Source organism: Agrobacterium sp. LY4 (genome assembly GCF_001526585.1).
GTDB classification, from domain to species: domain Bacteria; phylum Pseudomonadota; class Alphaproteobacteria; order Rhizobiales; family Rhizobiaceae; genus Agrobacterium; species Agrobacterium leguminum.
Window position 1 is genome coordinate 33,259 of the sequence record NZ_ASYA01000006.1, and the last position, 15,477, is coordinate 48,735.

Consider the following 15,477-nt stretch of genomic DNA (forward strand, 5'->3'; position numbering starts at 1 on the left):
CCCTCCACCCACTCTGTCAGGCTTTCGGGGATGTCAGGCTTGCCGCGCCCGCCATCGCCCGAACGACGATCTCCATGAGTTTTTCCAGGCCACCCTCCGCCACGAGGGTGAGGTTGACGATCTTCTCGAGAGCATCGACCTGAACGCTGAGTGGCAACTGTGCCGCCTTCTCGGCTGACTTCGGGTTGCCGGTAGCGCAAGCGATGGTGATTGCGGCCAGAGGCGCGAAATCATCGGCCATGCTCAGCGCGATTTCCTCGACGCTTCCTGTCAGTTCGCCACCGATTGCTTTTGTGTAAAGCTCGGAGCAAACGCTACGATGCTCACGAATGATGCGGGTGATATGCGCAAGGGCGAGACCGTGAACTTCGAAGGACTGGCTCCCTACTTTCACGGTCTCGCTCGGCAGTATCAGTGTCTCCAACTGATCCATGACGATCCCTTACGCTACCGGACGACCGTCGCGATACGCGAGAGCGAGGTTGCCCTTCTTCATGACGCTGATCGAAAGCGGCAACTGCGCCCATTCGCTCGACTCGGGATCCAGGATCATGTTGAGGTCACCGTTGGGAGACAGGCGCACGCGCGGGAAGATCGTGTCGCCATTCGGTCCCACCGGATTGTTCGAGATGAACTTGAGGGCACCTTCGACCTGCGTCTCGCCTGCTGCAATCTGCTCGCGGGTGGAGGCCGCAATACCGTAGGCCACCTCGATGTCGCCGCCGATTGCACCACTGCCGACGGGGATGTAAACCGTGCCGAGGTCGGCATCGAGAATGTAATCCTCGTCGAGGGCGAACGTGGCCGGCGCCGTGGCTGCACCGTCGGTAACGACCACGGTGGTAACCTTCCTGGCGCCGGAAGGGTTGGTGTCGCTGAAGCCGAGCTGAAAGAGATCGCCAGCCTTCACGTCTTCGAACGTCTCCGTCTGATTGCTGCTGGCCGTCACGGTGACGGTGTTGACATCGCCCATGAAGAAATAGGCAACGTTTTCAGCCTTCATGTCGTCCGTTGTTACCGCTCCCGTAAGAGTGGACTCGATGGCAATTTCTTCATCGAGCTGGCGCAGTCCCTGCCGCGAAGAATAATGGGGGAGCGTTTCAGATTCACGCGTGAGTGTGAATTCCGGGCAGTTGCCGAGTTCGCGAAACGGACCGGGAATCTGCGTGCCGGGCTTGTACTTTGCGAAAAGCAGCGAGCCCCTGGGGAGTGTAAGATTGCGGGATTGCATGTCCATTGAATTGCTCTCCTTGTGAGTATTGCGACTATAACGTGATTTTATTCTACGCGAAAGGGTTCTCAAGGTTCTCGGCAAGGCCGAGGGTTACCGGTATGAGGAAGTAGGCCACGCTCGAAACCTCATCGTCCGGAGGACGATGCACGGGCTGGCCGATCGACAAAGACATTACGCACGGCGCTGTCTTTCCGAGACCGAGAATGTCGAAGCGATTCGCCTTGGCGCGAACCAATGCTGCGATGATTTCGGCGGACAATCTGTAGGCCGGATCAAGGGGATGTTCGCGATCATCTTCGACAAAGCCTTGCAGAAGCACTCGGAACTGATTGACGGCTGCGGGAGATGTCGATGTCCCGTTCACTGCTTCGACCGGACGCGGGTCTTCGAGCAGGACGACCATCGGACGAGGATCGTTGTCGCCGAACAACGTCCGTCCGCGGAAAACGCGTTCCGCAGGCCGACCTGCGCTGTCGACGAAATCCGACAGATCGAACTCGCATCCGTTCGCTGGATTGACCTGCTTCACGTAATGACTCAATTGCTTCATGGCCCGCAGGCGAAAAGGATCAACCATTCAACAGCTCCAACTGCCTGAAAAACTCTTTCTCGAGGAACTCCAATGACTCAGGTGTCATCTCCTCGTAAATGCCGCCGCCATCAGAAGCGGAGCGCAGCGCTTGGTCAACAGAGGGGCCGTACAGAAGCCATAAATTCTTTCCCAACGACCGAGGCTTGTATGCCCCTTTGGGCAGCGACCCGTCTGTGCGGACAGCAAGTCCGATGTTGTTGTTCTTCAGGCGCATGAGAAATGCCCGACGGATGGACCGGGTCTGACCCGGCTTCACCGTCACATTGATCTTTCCGCCTTTGTGACGCTGCCCACCGGACAACGGTTTCTGTTTCGTGAAGCGGGCCAGCGACGTGGCTGCGCCCCGGCCCTCAATCACGGTCTCAAGCGCGCTACGTTTCGCCTTCGTCTTCACCCAAAGGCGCTTGCTGGAAGGAGAAACGTAAGACGCTGGAAATGCCACCTGGTCGCGGGCAGCACGCGCAAACTTGGTGCGGTCGCGCGTCGCCGTCGTGTTGAGAGCACGCACCAAGGCCAGTTCGGTCGAGTTCGTCATTTCATCGACGAACGAAAGCTGGTCGAATTCGATGGCAATTACTGCAGCGACCATGGCAGGATACCCCTCCACGCGTCACCCGAGGTGTCCACCAGGGCCAGCAAGCTTGCCAGTTCCGCTTTCGTAGCGTTCCGGACTTCAACCCATACGAAACCCTCCCGTTCAGGGCGGCTCGGGCCGGTCACATATGCCTCGACATCGCTGAGAATGACGAAGGCGCTCGCAACCACGTTGGTCACTTCCGAGACCTTGAAGATGACGCGATCGACGATGTCTACCATCTGACCGGTTCCGTCTTCACCCTGCGCCTCGAGAACAGCAGGACGCTGATGTAGCCGGATATTAACGGGCATGGGAGTTCCCGCGGCGTGTGTGAGATACACCGCGGGAATCGAGAAGGTGTCATGGACTGGAAGCAGATACTCTCGCTTCCTTTCCCGCCAGTTCATCAGACGAGCGCTCCGCTGTCACCGTCGTTGCCACCGGCGTCACTCTTGGGCTTCGCAGGCGTCTTGGCCGTCGTCGATTTGCCTTTGCCTGTCGCCTTGGTTTCGTCGGCGCCGGAACCGGTCTCGTCATTTTCGAGATCGACTTCCTCATCGGGGTTGGCGAGCTTGTAAAGCTTCATTTCGTCAGCTGTCGGTTCGCGGATGGCGCCGAGACGGACCATGTCTTTGTAATCGGCGTTGGTGAATTTCTCGACTTTGCCGACGGGAAGCTCTTCGTCCTTGCGACGGATGCTGTGAAGCGTAAAACCGTATTCCATTTTCTCAGTCTCCTGTTGATGGGAAAAAGCATCCCCAAGCCGGGGATGCTGCATGCTCTATGCGCCGACGCCGCCCGATGGTTAGGGTGCGATGACGTTCGCCAGCAGCGTGGCATTCGGATTGATCGGAACGAACAGCGGAGCCGACTTGTGGGTGATGTATTCGACTTCCAGATCACCCGGCTGCTCCCAGTTCTTCGGGAAGATCGGGAGAGCTTCGTAGCCGGCTTTCTTGTCGATGATCCGGCCGAATGCACGAGTACCGCTGACAGCCTCGGCGGTGCTCGTGAAGAGGATCTGGTGGTTGCCGATGTAGCGCGCTGCTGTACCGGTTTGCGGATCGATGTAGGTCGAATTGTCAACCCAAAGCTCGATCGACTGGCCAGAACCGCCACCGATGGTCATTTCACCCACTTTGAACACCGGATCGCCAGAGACGAGGCCCCGTTCATAGGTGATGTTTCCACCCTTCAGGTTCAGGTCCAGGTGCGTCTTGAACTCTTCGTCCTTGCGCATGATGGCCCAAACACCGCCGCCCATGGTCGCACGAACCGGGACACCGCCGAAGTCTGCCGTCGCCATCCGGTCGATTACCAACTGGAAGAAGTCGACGATCGAAACACCGGCTTCGCCGAAACGGCTGCCGGCACCGAGCGTGATGGTGTGGTTCGCGGCGCGCTTGAAGTCGACGAGCGTGGTCGGGTAGTTTTCACCAGAGATGGTGACCTTGCCGTCGCGAAGCGCGGTCGCTGCCATCCAGTTCCAGCGGCGATTGATGGCACGAACATGGCTCTCGGCGATGGCAGCGCGGATGAGCGTGAGGCGCTGCATCGGCGTAAGCTGCACGGGCATCTGAGACATGTTCGCATCGATACCGACACGACGGCGAAGCGGCATGAGCGGGTCAACCTGGTCTTCCAGTTTGATGTATGCCGGCTTGAAGCGGAAAGCCGTGCCGGTGTCTTCATAGACCGACTCGCCGCGAGCGAGCGGCATGACGAACGGAGCGAGCTTGCGACCCTGCACCGGCATCTTTTCGAAATCGATCCATTCGTCGTTGGAGCGCAGTTCGTAGGGGAACCACTGCGTCCAGTAGAGCGGATCGGGCTTGATGTCACGGAACACGCCAAGGAAGCGGCTGGTGTCCCAGAGTTCGAGATGTTGAGTCTGAGCGACCATTGAAGCCTCCTGTTACGCGCGCTTGGCGACGATGATGGTGGTGGGAGTGGGCGCGCCACGGAAAGCCGCCTGTTTCAGCGCATCCGTGCTGAAAGAGGCGTCCCATACGAGCGCGTCCTGATTAAAGCAGCCGGAGTAGAACACCTGGCCGTTGACGGCCGGAGAACCGGCGCCGCCGCGCGAGACGGCGTGGGCGAGCACGCCGATGGCCTGCACGTCGTCGTCGGGATCGGTGCTACCGGTCACGGCCGGCACCAGTTCACCCGTTGCGTTCAGGCCGAGAACGGTGAACTGCGCGTAGTTCGCATTCAGCGGAATCGGGAACGAATAGGCCGGTGCCAGTTCCGGATGGGAACCTGCCAACAGATGGTTCTGCAGGTAGGTGTCGAGTTCCTCGAACGCTGCGCGGCCGGGATCTACATAGGGAGGCGTAATGTTTGCCATCGCGGTTTACTCCTTGTTGTCAGAGAAGCCGGCGAGGCCGTAGCCGCGGATCAGCGCTCGGTCCTTGTCGACATCGGTTGCCTGGTTATCGTCATTGCCGTCAGCACCGGCATCGATGTTCGGCTGCTTGGTGCCTTCCATTGCAGCAGTGAACATGCCGGGAGGTGCGCCGGCGCCCGACTGCGTGGTGTCGGCTGCGTCGGTTTTCGTTTCTTCCGGCAGGGATGCCAGAAACGCCGTCGCCTCATCCGCAGACATCGATGTCTTCAGGGCGGCATTCAGCGCGGCGGTGGGCCGTGCCTTGCCAGCGTCGGAGCCGATGATGGCGTTGATGCGGGAAATTGCGTTGGCGGCGCCGGTCTTTTCACCTTCAGCCACGCCTTCCGCACGGGCGGCAGTGACCGCAGCTTCGTGTTCGGCCTGAGAATTTTCGGCCATTGGTTCTTCTCCTTCTTGTGAGAACGTGGCCTCAAGGGCCGTTACAGCGTCGTCGAGAGTTCCGATGGCGTCAGCCAATCCTATCTTGACGGCTTGACGAGCCATGAAGGTCTGCGCGTCGGTATCGTCGACCGCCTCCTCCTCCATGCCTCGACCCCTCGCCACCATGGCGACGAATTGCTTGTGGAGTTCGTCCACTTCCGCTTTCCACTTTTTCCGGGCTTCCTCGGAAAGGGGTTCAAGCGAATTACCCTGCGCTTTGCCGGGCTTGGAGCGGATCATGTTGACCTTGATGCCCGCGCTCTTCAGGTATTCAGAATATTCGAAATGAGTAATGATGACGCCGATCGAACCGACGCCTCCGGTGCGCGCGACCGTGATATGGCTGGTCGCAGCGGCAATGTTGTAAGCAGCAGAATAGGCGTGCTCGGCAGCGACGGCACGGATCGGTTTGATGTCGCGTGTCTCGAAAATAAAGTCGACGAGGTCCCAGTTGCCCGAGACCATGCCGCCACCAGAGTCGATGACAAGAACGATCCCTTTCACGTCGCTGTCATCACGGCCACGTTTGATAGCCTGATGGATGTACTCATAGCCGGTGATCCAGCCGCCGATTGTCCATGGGAAATTATTGACGAGAACGCCTTGCACCGGGACATAAAGGATGCCGTTCTTGACATTGTAGGGCCGATAACGTGCCCGCCAGTCGTCTTCGCTAAACCAGAAATCGTTGTCGTTGGCGGCAGCCTTCTCGATCTCACCGAGATGCTCGGCAGCCATATGAGCACAGGCTTCGAGCCATGAACCACGGGTTTCGGCAACGAGAGCGGTGCTGTCCTGAAAACGTGCGAGGATTGCGTTCACGCCGCCTCTCCTTCTCTTGGTGTGGCGGACAGTGAGTTTTCCATGTCCTTGGTGTCGGTGCTGTCGTAGATCGACGGATTGCCGTAAAAGCTGTCGAGTTCGCGTTCGCGCTGGATCTGGCGCGCGACGCGGCGATAATCACCGCCGCTCATCTTCGCGATCTCGGCTTCCTTCGTCGAAAAGCCGCTTTTCACCTTGAGAACGGCGGCCTGAGTTTCCTTGAGCGGATCAATCTGACCCTGCCCCGCGCCAATCCATTCGCAGGCACAGTAAGCTTCAGCGTTCAAACCCTCGTAGAAGAGGGGAACGTTCTTCCGCTTGAGGCATTCGAGATCGTTGTTGTTGATCGCTTCCTCGAGCCACAGGCGATAAATGAAGTTGGCGACGCCGTCGGCGGCAATCGCTTTCTTCGCGTTCATGCCCTTTTGTGTCTCACCGATTGAAGCGCGGGCCGACGAATAGTTCGTCTGCGTGAAATCGCGCGAGAACTGCTCGTAGGAAAGGCCGAGGGCCGCTGCGATGTAGCGCAGAAGGCTTTGTTCGTACTTGTCGCCGAGCGGGCCGGTTGCGCCGGTATTTTGAAGCTTGAGCTTCGTGCCTGGTGCGAAAACAGGAATCTTCGCTCCGTCCATATGCAAGTTCGTTGCAGACGAATTGTAGGCTGCAATCGCATCCAGATAGGCGGTCATCCACTCGACGGTGGCGTTGCCCTCGGGAGGCTGCCCACCAAGGGCTGCCAAGACATCGTCGGGTATTTCTGACTCGATTGACGCGGCATAGCTCGCGGCCACGACGGCGCGTTCCAGTTCCGTGCGACGGAAATGCTTTGTCATCCGCATTTCGGACAGTGCTGAAACGAGATCGGAAACACCGCGGGACTGGTCGGGGCGATCCTGTTCATAAATGTGCAGGATCATTTGACGACCCCACCGATTGCGAGCGGGGACCCGCGTCCAGTTCATATCGGAGAGACTGGAAAAATCGTGATACGGCCCGTCGTTCGGGTGCGAATTCCGGATGTGGTACGCGACCGGAGCGCCACGACGATCACGCTCAACCCCGTTGCGGATGCGCGACCAGTCCTGCATGAGCTTGTCCATCGGAGTGGAAAGCCGATCCGGATCGATCATTTGCACGGCGGAACGATAAGGGCGGCCATCATCCGGCATCCATTCGGCGCTCGCGAGAATCTCTCCGCCGCCAAAAAACGTGCAAACGCCGAGACGAACCTGCGCAGTGAAGGTATTGATGCGAGCGGCGTCAGGCCATTTCTGCTGGCTTTCGCCCCACAGCATGAACTTGGTCTCGGTTTCTTCCTGAAACTCTTCTTCCCACTTCGCGTCCTCTTTACCCCACAAGACCTTTGTCTCGGGCCGGGCGTTCAGTTGGTAACGAGAACCGACGATCGAGTCGCGATAGATGTCGGCGCCACCGGAAACGAACGCATCGTTGCGGATTGTATCGCGGGATCGGGCATCAAGATTGGTTTTCTCAGGGAGGATTTCGGCGTCGGCCGAGCGTATCGCTGGCTGCCAACGAGCGAGCCGGTCAAGTTTCGATGCGCCGTCGTAAGCTACACCGCCCGATGCTGCCGCCGTAGCATCGGGCGGTTGCACCGTATCGGCGACCGCTGTGGAGACATCAGCGGCAGTTCCGATCAGGTCTGAAAGATCAACAGCCGCCCTCATCCCCACGTCGGCCTCATGACACGATGCGGAGTCGTTGGCTGTCCAGCGATTTGAGCTTTGAGGTCTTCGATGTACTGACGAAGGCGGGAGATGTTTGCCATCGTGTAGCGGACGGACTCGCCGTTGCTGTCACGGACCTCGGCGACGCCTTTACCGGTCAATAGCTCGTGAAGGGCCTTTTCAGCCTCTCGTAACCAAACCTGCAATTCGGCGATTGTCGCCATTTGTCACCCCGCAATGCGCTCTTGCAGGGTGAGTAATACCGCCGTTCATTCTTAATTACAATATTAAGTTGGAATTTTGTAAACCATTTCCGTGTCATGCCGCTCATCGGCAACGTAATAACCGCAGCGGGCGAAAATGCATAAACAAAGCAATTTCAACCACGTTAACGCGCAAGTTCATCAAGACCTCCTTTCATTTCAAGCGTTGTCGTTACGTGACAATTATGCACTCAAAAAGTGAAAGTCAATCCTAACGTGAATTTTATGCCAATTTTTTTGCAAGCTCCGCCAGTGCATTGAGGCCGGTGGGTTTAATCGGTGGAGGATCATCATCAACCTCACCGCCTGAAACGAGGTCATTACGATCCCACTCTTCCGCCCAAGAAGGTGGGTTTTTCCAGTCTATGCGGTCGAAACCGAAGTGCGTGTAAGGCACATTCTTCTCGATCGGTCTCAAGGAAATACCCTCGGCATAATAGGTCAAATCGAAAGCTTCGTTGCGCTTCTTCCGGGTGTTCAACCAGCCTTTCGCTGTGCGTGTTTCGGACGTTAGCTGCACAAAATACCAGTCCTCGGCCCAGTCAGGGAATCGCAACATGCCACCGTCGACACCCTCTTCGGCGATTCGCCGCGACATCAGCAACGAAACCGCATCCTTGAGCTTGTTGGAATTGAGCATGACCACCGGCACGTCACCGCGCGCAATTGCAAGAGGTCCCTTCTGTGACGAATCGGGCCATTCTGTTCGAGCCAACGGTTTGGATTTGGAAGCCTCTCCCTTCACAAGGATAAAACGGCGATGAGAGCCATCCTGTTTCGCTTTCAGGCGGCGCCAGAAATTATATGCATGGGCGGTGACACCTTCTGCGCCACCTGAGTCGGAGGCGGTGGCGCGGATCGCCATGCGCCGACCGCTCCCGTCGCCCAGTTCGTATGTCTTGTTCATCACCTCTGGAAGCAAGACATCCCAGTCCTCACCAAATGCCGCAGGATCGATTGGCAGACGATCGCCGTTCGCATTGCGGCGGTTCGACAGGCGAACCTTGAACATGTCGACGACGACGCGATCACCGTCCGCCGTGTATCCCAAGACCTGGACGACAAAAGAGTTCTTCTGGATGTCGACGGTAGCGACGAGATATCGCACGCCTTCCGGAACAAGCGGCTCCTCGGGCGTCGACCCCCAATCCTCACCCTTGGCTTTCAGCATATCGGGCGCGAAATCGGACAGGCGTGCCTGCGGGATATAATAGGTCCCTTGGTCCGTCGTTCTCGTCTTTCGCAGCGCGCTATCATCGCCTGTTTCCTCAAGCTCCTTGAGAGCGTTCAGTTCGAGCATCACCAGGTCACCCCACTCGCGATAGCCTGCGGCCGGGCCCTTCAACCAGAACGACGCGATCGTTGACCGCGTGACCCTCATGCCCGGTCGAACAACTGTTCTGCCGGTCAGGCCCGGTTCAATCATCTCACCTTCACGAATCCAGCGACCGTTCCGGTTCAGTTCGTGTTTTTGGTGAGGCTTAATCACACAGCCGTGGCACGGGCAAATCATAACTGTCGCATCGCGCGCTTCCATGGGGTCCGTGTGGCCACCCCAGTCGAGCAATTTGAAATCCGGCTCAAACCACTCCTCGCACTGTGGGCAGCACCACTGCCATCTGCGACGGTCACCGCGATTATACAGCGCGAAGATACCCCGGATGGGAGGCGCTTCATGAGGCGTCTTCGGCATCCAACGAGGATCTTGAATTTCCTTATTCGGGTTTGGAGACGACTCAGCGACGGTCATGCCGAAACGCTTGAATGTCGTCGTTCGCATCGACAGAAGGTCGTAAAGATTACCTTCACCGCCGATATCGTCCTCAGAGCGATCATAATCGATCGAAGCTCCGATCCTCACCGTGATACCCGAAAGGTTCGCTGGCGTTGGGTAGGTGACCAACACGCGCATTCCGCTCTTGAAAGTTTTGTCGAACGTGTTGTCATACTGGCGGGCGGTAAGTTGCTCGGCATGAATTTTTGTCGACGCTTTCAGGTATCGACTTAAATCGCCGTTTGACCACTTTCTCGCGTTTTCTCGGTCCATGTGCACTAACAACATATCCGTCGGATCAGTCTTCACGGTGTGACTGATCATGTTGAGGACCATAACAGTTTTGCCGGTTCGCGCTGGACCTAAGAAAACCATACCGGTGAAATCGAGCGATGTCGTTTCATCCTGGGGCTCCTTGAGATACGGCGTTCGATCTTCTGACCACGGTTGGCTGTGGCCGCCGCCTGTACCGATTTTTGTGTACTTTTTCGCAGCATCCGTCACCGTCATCCGGTTTGCCGGCTTCATATCGTCAAAGGCCGATGCTACGATGTCCTCGAGCGTTTTGAACCGCACCGAGCCGATCAGCTCATCGATCGTGGGTGGGCGAATTTGGCGAAGAGATGAGTTCACTCATCATCTCCCGTCGGACGATCAGCGTCATCAATCATACGCCCGCTGCTGTCGAGTTCGCTCTTGATGTGAGCCGTCATCGAAAGCGTCTCGCGGGGCATTTCGACGAGCGTTTTACGGACATCGTCGACAAGACGGTTGGTGGCATCAACGAGCGCACCGTACTGCTTGTTGCTGAGCAACTCTTTCTCGGGCAGGTCTTCGATCCACATCTTCACGTCCTGGCGGATCATCATGGCGACGCGCCCGAGCACGAGCGTCACATCTTCCGTGTGCCAGAGATCGCCCGAGGCGAGCATCACGCGATTCCGCTGGTGCGCTGAGTCCCACCACATCTTGCTGACGTAGGGCGGCAGGCTGGCGGCGTTCTGTTGCGCAAACCAGTCCTCAATGCTGCCACGCGGCGGCACGAGATAGGACATGGCAGTCATGAAATCGTAGAACGGCACCTGTTTGCCGCCGTGCGTAGCCCACTTGGCGACCGGGCACTTTTCAAGCCGTTTCTGAATCTGCTTCGGCTGCTTGCCGACTACGTTGGCGATGAACATCACGCCGACAGGCTTGCGAAACTCGGTATAGTGCGGAAGGTCTTCCTGCATCTGTTTCTGCAAACGCGCTTCAGCCTCCGCCTTGGTAGGCCTGCCGCGCGGACGGCCTGCAGGCTCACCTCCGCCCATCAAGTCACTCAGATCGACCATAGCTCACACCAATAGGTCTGTGAGGTCGACATTGGGTCGACGGGTGGTCTTCGCGATCCACTTCTCCACGTCGCTCCTGTTCCAGGCCGAGAAGCGATGTGAAATCCGCGTCTGTGCGGGAAATGTGCCAGCCTTCACTCTGCGATAAATCTCGGCGCGCGATAACGTTGTCACCTTGGACACGTCGGTCACCCTCATAAGACTGTCACTCATTTCGCGTCTCCATTAGTCTCGTTTAAATTGATATTCACTCTTTACGTGAAATTCAAGAGTCGTTATGAGTAATTTCATCAGCCGAACGCTGTTCGACGAAACCCAAGAGATGGAGGTCGCCATGCAGTCGGCGGCTAAAGCCCGCCACCAGAACCCCGGCTCCGAGGGTCAAATCGGGCATCAACTTTGAGCGAGACGACGCCGCATGAGTGTGATTTTTACCGATATCGAGTGCTATCACGACTTCTTCTTCATCGGCTTCAAGCGCGAGGAAGACGGTAAGCGTGTAGGCGTGGAGTTCAGTTCAAGATCACCGAACTATGATCGCAGATATGTCCGCTCCGTCTTGAGAAAGCATACCACGGTCGGATACCGCAGTTTATCTTACGACGTTCCGATGATCTGGTACTCGTTACAGGAACACGTCACCAACGCCCATCTCAAACGCGCCAGCGACCGTCTGATAGAAGGCAACATCCAATGGTGGGAAGCTGAAGAATTCCTCGGCATCGATATCCCTTTCGAGGTCAAGAAATTACACATCGACCTCTCCGAGCCGCAGCCCAATGCATTCGCCAGCTTGAAATCACTCAACGGCCGAATGATGGGCAAACAGCTACAAGACCTGCCTTTCCCTCCCGACATGCGTCTGACTCACGAGCAGATGGACATCGTCGCCAATTACTGCCTCCACTCCGACCTTGACGCCACGCACAATCTCTGGAACGCCCTGCGAGAACCGATGGAGCTGCGTCGCGCCTTGGGGGTCGTTTATAATCGTAACTTCATGTCCAAGTCGGACAGCCAGATCGGCGAAGCGATCGTTAAAACCCGCGTTGAGGAGATCACAGGGCGCAAGGTCAAAAAGGTTGAGACGAAGCCGGGAACGACATTCAAGTATCCCGTACCAGACTGGGTTTCTTTCAGAACGCCGGCTTTACAGGAACTGCTCGAGCGCGTCCGCGAAACTGACTTCGTCGTAAAGGCGGACGGAAAAACTGCTTCACCAAAATGGATGGCGACAGAAGCCGCGCAAATCAAACTCGGCACAGAAATTTATCAGTTCGGCATCGGCGGGATCCACACCACTGAATCTAACCGGGCAACCTACTCGACAGACAGCCATATTCTCATCGATGCTGACGTGGCTTCCCAGTATCCGGCAGCCATTCTCATGCTCGGACTTTACCCGCGCTCGCTCGGCCCGGAGTTCCTCGAAGCCTACGACGGTATTCGCAGAGAACGCCTTGCAGCAAAGAAGCGCGCCAAGGAAATCGAAGAAGAGCTACCCAAGGTCAACGACCCCGATCGCATTGCAGCCCTGAACCGGGAACTCGAAGAGTGCAAGGTGAAGGACAAAGGCGGCAAGATCCAATTGAACGGTGTCTACGGGAAGCTCGGCAGCCGATACAGCATCCTCTATGCGCCTCACCTGCTCCTCTCGGTGACGCTCACCTGCCAGCTTGCTATTCTGATGCTGGTCGAACGCGCGCTGGAAGCCGGCATTAATGTTGTCAGCGGAAACACTGACGGCGTGCTCTTCCAGTGTCCGCGAGACATGTACGATGGGCTGATAAAGGACAGACTGAAGCCGTCAGTGCTGCAACAGGTTTGCGCTCAGTGGGAAGCCGATACTGGTTTCGACCTCGAATTCGGCGAATACAAGGCCATCTATAATCAGTCGGTCAACAGCTACTTTGCGATCAAGATGGACGGAAAACACAAGCGCAAAGGACCGCTCGGCAACCCGTGGAACCCTGACAAGTCTGACTTTGACCCGGTGCGCGGCCAGTTGATGAAGAACCCGCAGATGACAATCTGCTCCGACGCCGCCTTGGCCCGCATCAAGCACGGCACCCCGATTGAAGAGACCATCAGAGCCTGTCGCGACATCCGGCAATTCGTCACCGTCATCAAAGCCGCTAACGGGGCGACATGGCGCGACCAGTACCTCGGCAAGGCGATACGCTACTATTGGTCGACCGACGGGGACGCGATCTATGACACCGTGCCGCATGAGACGACCGGCAACTTCAAGAAGATTCCGAAAACCGATGGCGCCGCAGAATGCATGCGGCTCCCCGACGACTTTCCGGAAGACATCGATTACCAGAGATACATTGAGGAAACCGAGACAATCCTTGGCGATCTAGGCTTTTATGGTCCAAAGCCGCCGAAGCTGAAGCGCATCCGGCTCACCAAAGCCAATCGCGAAACGGTCTTGCGCACCTGGATGGTAGCGGCATGACGCGACTCGCTGTCATCGGTAGCCGCACCTTCCGCGATTTTCCCATGCTCTGCCGCATTATTCCCGCCTACAAACCTTCCCTGATCATCAGCGGAGGCTGTCCGCTCGGAGCGGACACGTTTGCTGAATGGTGGGCTGAATTGAATGGTGTCGACCCCCTGATCTACCTGCCCGACGGCAAGCCCGGTGGCTATCATCGGAGAGACCGACAGATAGCAGAGGCGTGCGACAGACTACTTGCTTTTTGGGACGGCAGGTCGCCAGGCACCCGCTACACGGTCAACTACGCTCGGTTAATTGAGAAACCTGTCCACGTCGTGAGGTTCAAGAGATGAAACCCCTGCCCGATTTCGATTTCACCACGCGCAAAATCGAGAAGAACGAAGAACTCGATGCTGCAGCATGGGCGGAAAACAATGGGTGGATTGTCCGCAAAATACAATATCAAGGTCGTGTGGGTTGCCCTGATCGCCTCTTCGCAGGATACGGCAAGCTGTTCCTCATCGAGATGAAAAAGCCCGCCGCTCGCAAGCGAAAAAATGGTGGGCTCTCAGCCGGCCAAAGCGGCGAGATCAAACGGTTCGCAGAAGTCGAAGTCGAGATCAAAGTTTTTTACACCGGCCCCGAGGTGATCGAGTTCCTGCGCAGCCATATGCCTTCAGAGAAGCCCTTCGAGAAGGTCGTCTCGATTTGCGACCTTCTTTGACAACGTGATCAGCTTCTCGCTGTACCAGGTCATCATCTTGGTCCGCTCGGCGAGGTACAATGCGGCATTGTAGGCTTCGCGACTCTCGTCTTCCTCGGAATGCGCAAGCTGCATCTCAATCGCATCCTTTCGCCAAAGACCCGACTCGTTTGCAATCGTAGAGAACGTGCTGCGGAAACCGTGCACAGTAGCCCTGCTGTGGTAGCCGATTCGATACAGGCAATAGAGCAACGTGTTGTTCGAAATCGGCTGAGCAACCTTGTCTGGACTTGGAAGGACCAATTCGCTGTCGCCAGCGATCTCTTTCAACTCATGCAGGATCTCAATAGCTCGGTCGGTCAGAGGAACCAAATGCTCCCTCTTCATTTTCATCCGCTCTTCCGGAATCCGCCAAATCTGCTTTCTGAAATCAAACTCTGACCATGTCGCAAGCCGGAGTTCCTTGGACCGGACAGCAGTATGAATAAGAAGTTCGAGCGCAAGTGAGGTTTGCACCTCGCCGCCGTAATTTCGGAGGCGCCGGAAGAATTCCGGCAGTTCGTCTTCGCGGATCGCTGCTCGATGTACCGTTTTCGGTTTGGCCTTCATTGCGTCAGTCACAGTCGCCGACGGGTCGGTGGCCGTAAGTCCAGAAGCAATAGCGTAACGAAACACCCCGCTCACATATTGCCGCACGCGCCGAGCGAGATCGTGTTTCCCCTCCTCCTCGATCTCTTGAATAGTTGCCAGAATATCTCGCGCCGCAATCTTGGTTATGTCCAACTCCCCGAGCCGCGGGAAAACCCGATCTTCCAAACGGTCCCAAATTCGCTCGGCATAGATGGCGTTCCACCTCGCCTTTCGTGCGTCCCACCAGTTCCTTGCTACGACCTTGAACCTTCGCTCGGGATGATCCGCGCTGGTAAGAGCCGGATCACGTCCGTAAGCCAAATGCTCCTTTGCACTCTCTCTGGATTGCCGCGCGTCGGCCAGCGATACCAACGGATAGGCACCGATAGATAGGGTTTTCTGCTTTCCGGCATACTCATAATTCATCCGCCAAAGCTTCGATCCGTTCGGGCGAACAAGAAGATAAAGACGCCCTCCATCTGTAAGTTTATAGTCCTTCTCAGCAGGCTTTGCGTTGCGACATTTGAGATCCGACAATGGCATTCGCGTCTCCGTGTGTGTCCGTACGTCTCGGACAATTGTGGTATCAATTC

The 15,477-nt window shown here is 56.9% G+C and carries 19 protein-coding genes; 4 read left to right on the forward strand and 15 right to left on the reverse strand.

Going from position 1 to position 15,477, the window contains the following annotated elements; all coding sequences use genetic code 11:
* Positions 1-16: 16 nt before the first annotated feature.
* The 14 genes from L904_RS08120 to L904_RS08185 all read right to left on the reverse strand — a co-directional run bounded on the left by L904_RS08120 (position 17) and on the right by L904_RS08185 (position 11,321).
* A complete protein-coding gene (locus L904_RS08120; protein WP_035263779.1) occupies positions 17-433 on the reverse strand; it encodes a hypothetical protein in 417 nt (138 codons plus the stop codon).
* A gap of 9 nt (positions 434-442) precedes the next feature.
* On the reverse strand, positions 443-1,237 hold the full coding sequence (locus L904_RS08125) for a hypothetical protein (protein ID WP_035263781.1): 795 nt from the start codon (positions 1,235-1,237) through the stop codon (positions 443-445).
* 46 nt (positions 1,238-1,283) lie between these two features.
* The gene (locus L904_RS08130; protein ID WP_035263782.1) at positions 1,284-1,811 is read right to left on the reverse strand and encodes a hypothetical protein; all 528 of its coding nucleotides are present in this window, start codon (positions 1,809-1,811) and stop codon (positions 1,284-1,286) included.
* Complete coding sequence (locus tag L904_RS08135) at positions 1,804-2,415, reverse strand: hypothetical protein (protein WP_059762494.1); 612 nt, start codon at positions 2,413-2,415, stop codon at positions 1,804-1,806. Before L904_RS08135 ends, L904_RS08130 begins: the two co-directional genes overlap by 8 nt.
* On the reverse strand, positions 2,400-2,714 hold the full coding sequence (locus L904_RS08140; protein WP_155272878.1) for a hypothetical protein: 315 nt from the start codon (positions 2,712-2,714) through the stop codon (positions 2,400-2,402). The genes L904_RS08135 and L904_RS08140 overlap by 16 nt, the downstream gene beginning before the upstream one ends.
* Before the next feature lie 95 nt (positions 2,715-2,809).
* Positions 2,810-3,127 (reverse strand): hypothetical protein, encoded by a 318-nt coding sequence (locus tag L904_RS08145; protein ID WP_035263332.1) that lies wholly within the window; start codon positions 3,125-3,127, stop codon positions 2,810-2,812.
* Between the two features lie 81 nt (positions 3,128-3,208).
* Complete coding sequence (locus L904_RS08150) at positions 3,209-4,306, reverse strand: major capsid protein (RefSeq protein WP_035263330.1); 1,098 nt, start codon at positions 4,304-4,306, stop codon at positions 3,209-3,211.
* Positions 4,307-4,318: 12 nt separating this feature from the next.
* Complete coding sequence (locus tag L904_RS08155) at positions 4,319-4,750, reverse strand: head decoration protein (protein ID WP_035263328.1); 432 nt, start codon at positions 4,748-4,750, stop codon at positions 4,319-4,321.
* Positions 4,751-4,756: 6 nt separating this feature from the next.
* Positions 4,757-6,052 (reverse strand): S49 family peptidase, encoded by a 1,296-nt coding sequence (locus L904_RS08160; RefSeq protein ID WP_051671895.1) that lies wholly within the window; start codon positions 6,050-6,052, stop codon positions 4,757-4,759.
* On the reverse strand, positions 6,049-7,740 hold the full coding sequence (locus tag L904_RS08165; protein ID WP_051671894.1) for a phage portal protein: 1,692 nt from the start codon (positions 7,738-7,740) through the stop codon (positions 6,049-6,051). The genes L904_RS08160 and L904_RS08165 overlap by 4 nt, the downstream gene beginning before the upstream one ends.
* A complete protein-coding gene (gene gpW, locus L904_RS08170; protein ID WP_035263326.1) occupies positions 7,737-7,964 on the reverse strand; it encodes a gpW family head-tail joining protein in 228 nt (75 codons plus the stop codon). Before gpW ends, L904_RS08165 begins: the two co-directional genes overlap by 4 nt.
* A gap of 262 nt (positions 7,965-8,226) precedes the next feature.
* Positions 8,227-10,410, reverse strand: a complete 2,184-nt coding sequence (locus L904_RS08175; RefSeq protein ID WP_051671893.1) for a terminase gpA endonuclease subunit — start codon at positions 10,408-10,410, stop codon at positions 8,227-8,229.
* On the reverse strand, positions 10,407-11,108 hold the full coding sequence (locus L904_RS08180) for a hypothetical protein (RefSeq protein WP_155272877.1): 702 nt from the start codon (positions 11,106-11,108) through the stop codon (positions 10,407-10,409). The genes L904_RS08175 and L904_RS08180 overlap by 4 nt, the downstream gene beginning before the upstream one ends.
* 3 nt (positions 11,109-11,111) lie before the next feature.
* On the reverse strand, positions 11,112-11,321 hold the full coding sequence (locus L904_RS08185; RefSeq protein ID WP_035263323.1) for an AlpA family transcriptional regulator: 210 nt from the start codon (positions 11,319-11,321) through the stop codon (positions 11,112-11,114).
* 64 nt (positions 11,322-11,385) lie between these two features.
* Between L904_RS08185 and L904_RS28520 the strand changes: the two genes are divergently transcribed.
* Genes L904_RS28520 through L904_RS08200 form a run of 4 tightly spaced genes read left to right on the forward strand, consistent with a single transcriptional unit; the run spans position 11,386 to position 14,275 of the window.
* Positions 11,386-11,511: a hypothetical protein gene (locus L904_RS28520; RefSeq protein WP_256364471.1), complete on the forward strand. Its 126-nt coding sequence runs from the start codon at positions 11,386-11,388 to the stop codon at positions 11,509-11,511.
* Positions 11,512-11,526: 15 nt separating this feature from the next.
* Positions 11,527-13,569 carry a hypothetical protein gene (locus tag L904_RS08190; RefSeq protein WP_035263321.1) on the forward strand — a complete coding sequence of 681 codons (2,043 nt, stop codon included), beginning with the start codon at positions 11,527-11,529 and terminating at the stop codon, positions 13,567-13,569.
* The gene (locus tag L904_RS08195; protein WP_035263319.1) at positions 13,566-13,904 is read left to right on the forward strand and encodes an SLOG family protein; all 339 of its coding nucleotides are present in this window, start codon (positions 13,566-13,568) and stop codon (positions 13,902-13,904) included. The genes L904_RS08190 and L904_RS08195 overlap by 4 nt, the downstream gene beginning before the upstream one ends.
* On the forward strand, positions 13,901-14,275 hold the full coding sequence (locus tag L904_RS08200; RefSeq protein WP_035263317.1) for a hypothetical protein: 375 nt from the start codon (positions 13,901-13,903) through the stop codon (positions 14,273-14,275). Before L904_RS08195 ends, L904_RS08200 begins: the two co-directional genes overlap by 4 nt.
* On the opposite strand, the gene L904_RS08205 is transcribed toward L904_RS08200, so the two are convergent.
* Positions 14,228-15,427: an integrase arm-type DNA-binding domain-containing protein gene (locus L904_RS08205; protein ID WP_035263315.1), complete on the reverse strand. Its 1,200-nt coding sequence runs from the start codon at positions 15,425-15,427 to the stop codon at positions 14,228-14,230. The two genes, L904_RS08200 and L904_RS08205, sit on opposite strands and share 48 nt — an antisense overlap.
* Positions 15,428-15,477 lie beyond the last annotated feature (50 nt).

Coding starts and splice junctions, on each gene's coding strand:
- L904_RS08200 (WP_035263317.1), top strand. CDS start 13,901: ATGAAACCCCTGCCCGATTTCGATTTCACCACGCGCAAAATCGAGAAG.
- L904_RS08140 (WP_155272878.1), bottom strand. CDS start 2,714: ATGCCCGTTAATATCCGGCTACATCAGCGTCCTGCTGTTCTCGAGGCG.
- L904_RS08180 (WP_155272877.1), bottom strand. CDS start 11,108: ATGGTCGATCTGAGTGACTTGATGGGCGGAGGTGAGCCTGCAGGCCGT.
- L904_RS08195 (WP_035263319.1), top strand. CDS start 13,566: ATGACGCGACTCGCTGTCATCGGTAGCCGCACCTTCCGCGATTTTCCC.
- L904_RS08135 (WP_059762494.1), bottom strand. CDS start 2,415: ATGGTCGCTGCAGTAATTGCCATCGAATTCGACCAGCTTTCGTTCGTC.
- L904_RS08190 (WP_035263321.1), top strand. CDS start 11,527: ATGAGTGTGATTTTTACCGATATCGAGTGCTATCACGACTTCTTCTTC.
- L904_RS08150 (WP_035263330.1), bottom strand. CDS start 4,306: ATGGTCGCTCAGACTCAACATCTCGAACTCTGGGACACCAGCCGCTTC.
- gpW (WP_035263326.1), bottom strand. CDS start 7,964: ATGGCGACAATCGCCGAATTGCAGGTTTGGTTACGAGAGGCTGAAAAG.
- L904_RS08165 (WP_051671894.1), bottom strand. CDS start 7,740: ATGAGGGCGGCTGTTGATCTTTCAGACCTGATCGGAACTGCCGCTGAT.
- L904_RS08205 (WP_035263315.1), bottom strand. CDS start 15,427: ATGCCATTGTCGGATCTCAAATGTCGCAACGCAAAGCCTGCTGAGAAG.
- L904_RS08120 (WP_035263779.1), bottom strand. CDS start 433: ATGGATCAGTTGGAGACACTGATACTGCCGAGCGAGACCGTGAAAGTA.
- L904_RS08125 (WP_035263781.1), bottom strand. CDS start 1,237: ATGGACATGCAATCCCGCAATCTTACACTCCCCAGGGGCTCGCTGCTT.
- L904_RS08185 (WP_035263323.1), bottom strand. CDS start 11,321: ATGAGTGACAGTCTTATGAGGGTGACCGACGTGTCCAAGGTGACAACG.
- L904_RS28520 (WP_256364471.1), top strand. CDS start 11,386: ATGAGTAATTTCATCAGCCGAACGCTGTTCGACGAAACCCAAGAGATG.
- L904_RS08145 (WP_035263332.1), bottom strand. CDS start 3,127: ATGGAATACGGTTTTACGCTTCACAGCATCCGTCGCAAGGACGAAGAG.
- L904_RS08130 (WP_035263782.1), bottom strand. CDS start 1,811: ATGGTTGATCCTTTTCGCCTGCGGGCCATGAAGCAATTGAGTCATTAC.
- L904_RS08155 (WP_035263328.1), bottom strand. CDS start 4,750: ATGGCAAACATTACGCCTCCCTATGTAGATCCCGGCCGCGCAGCGTTC.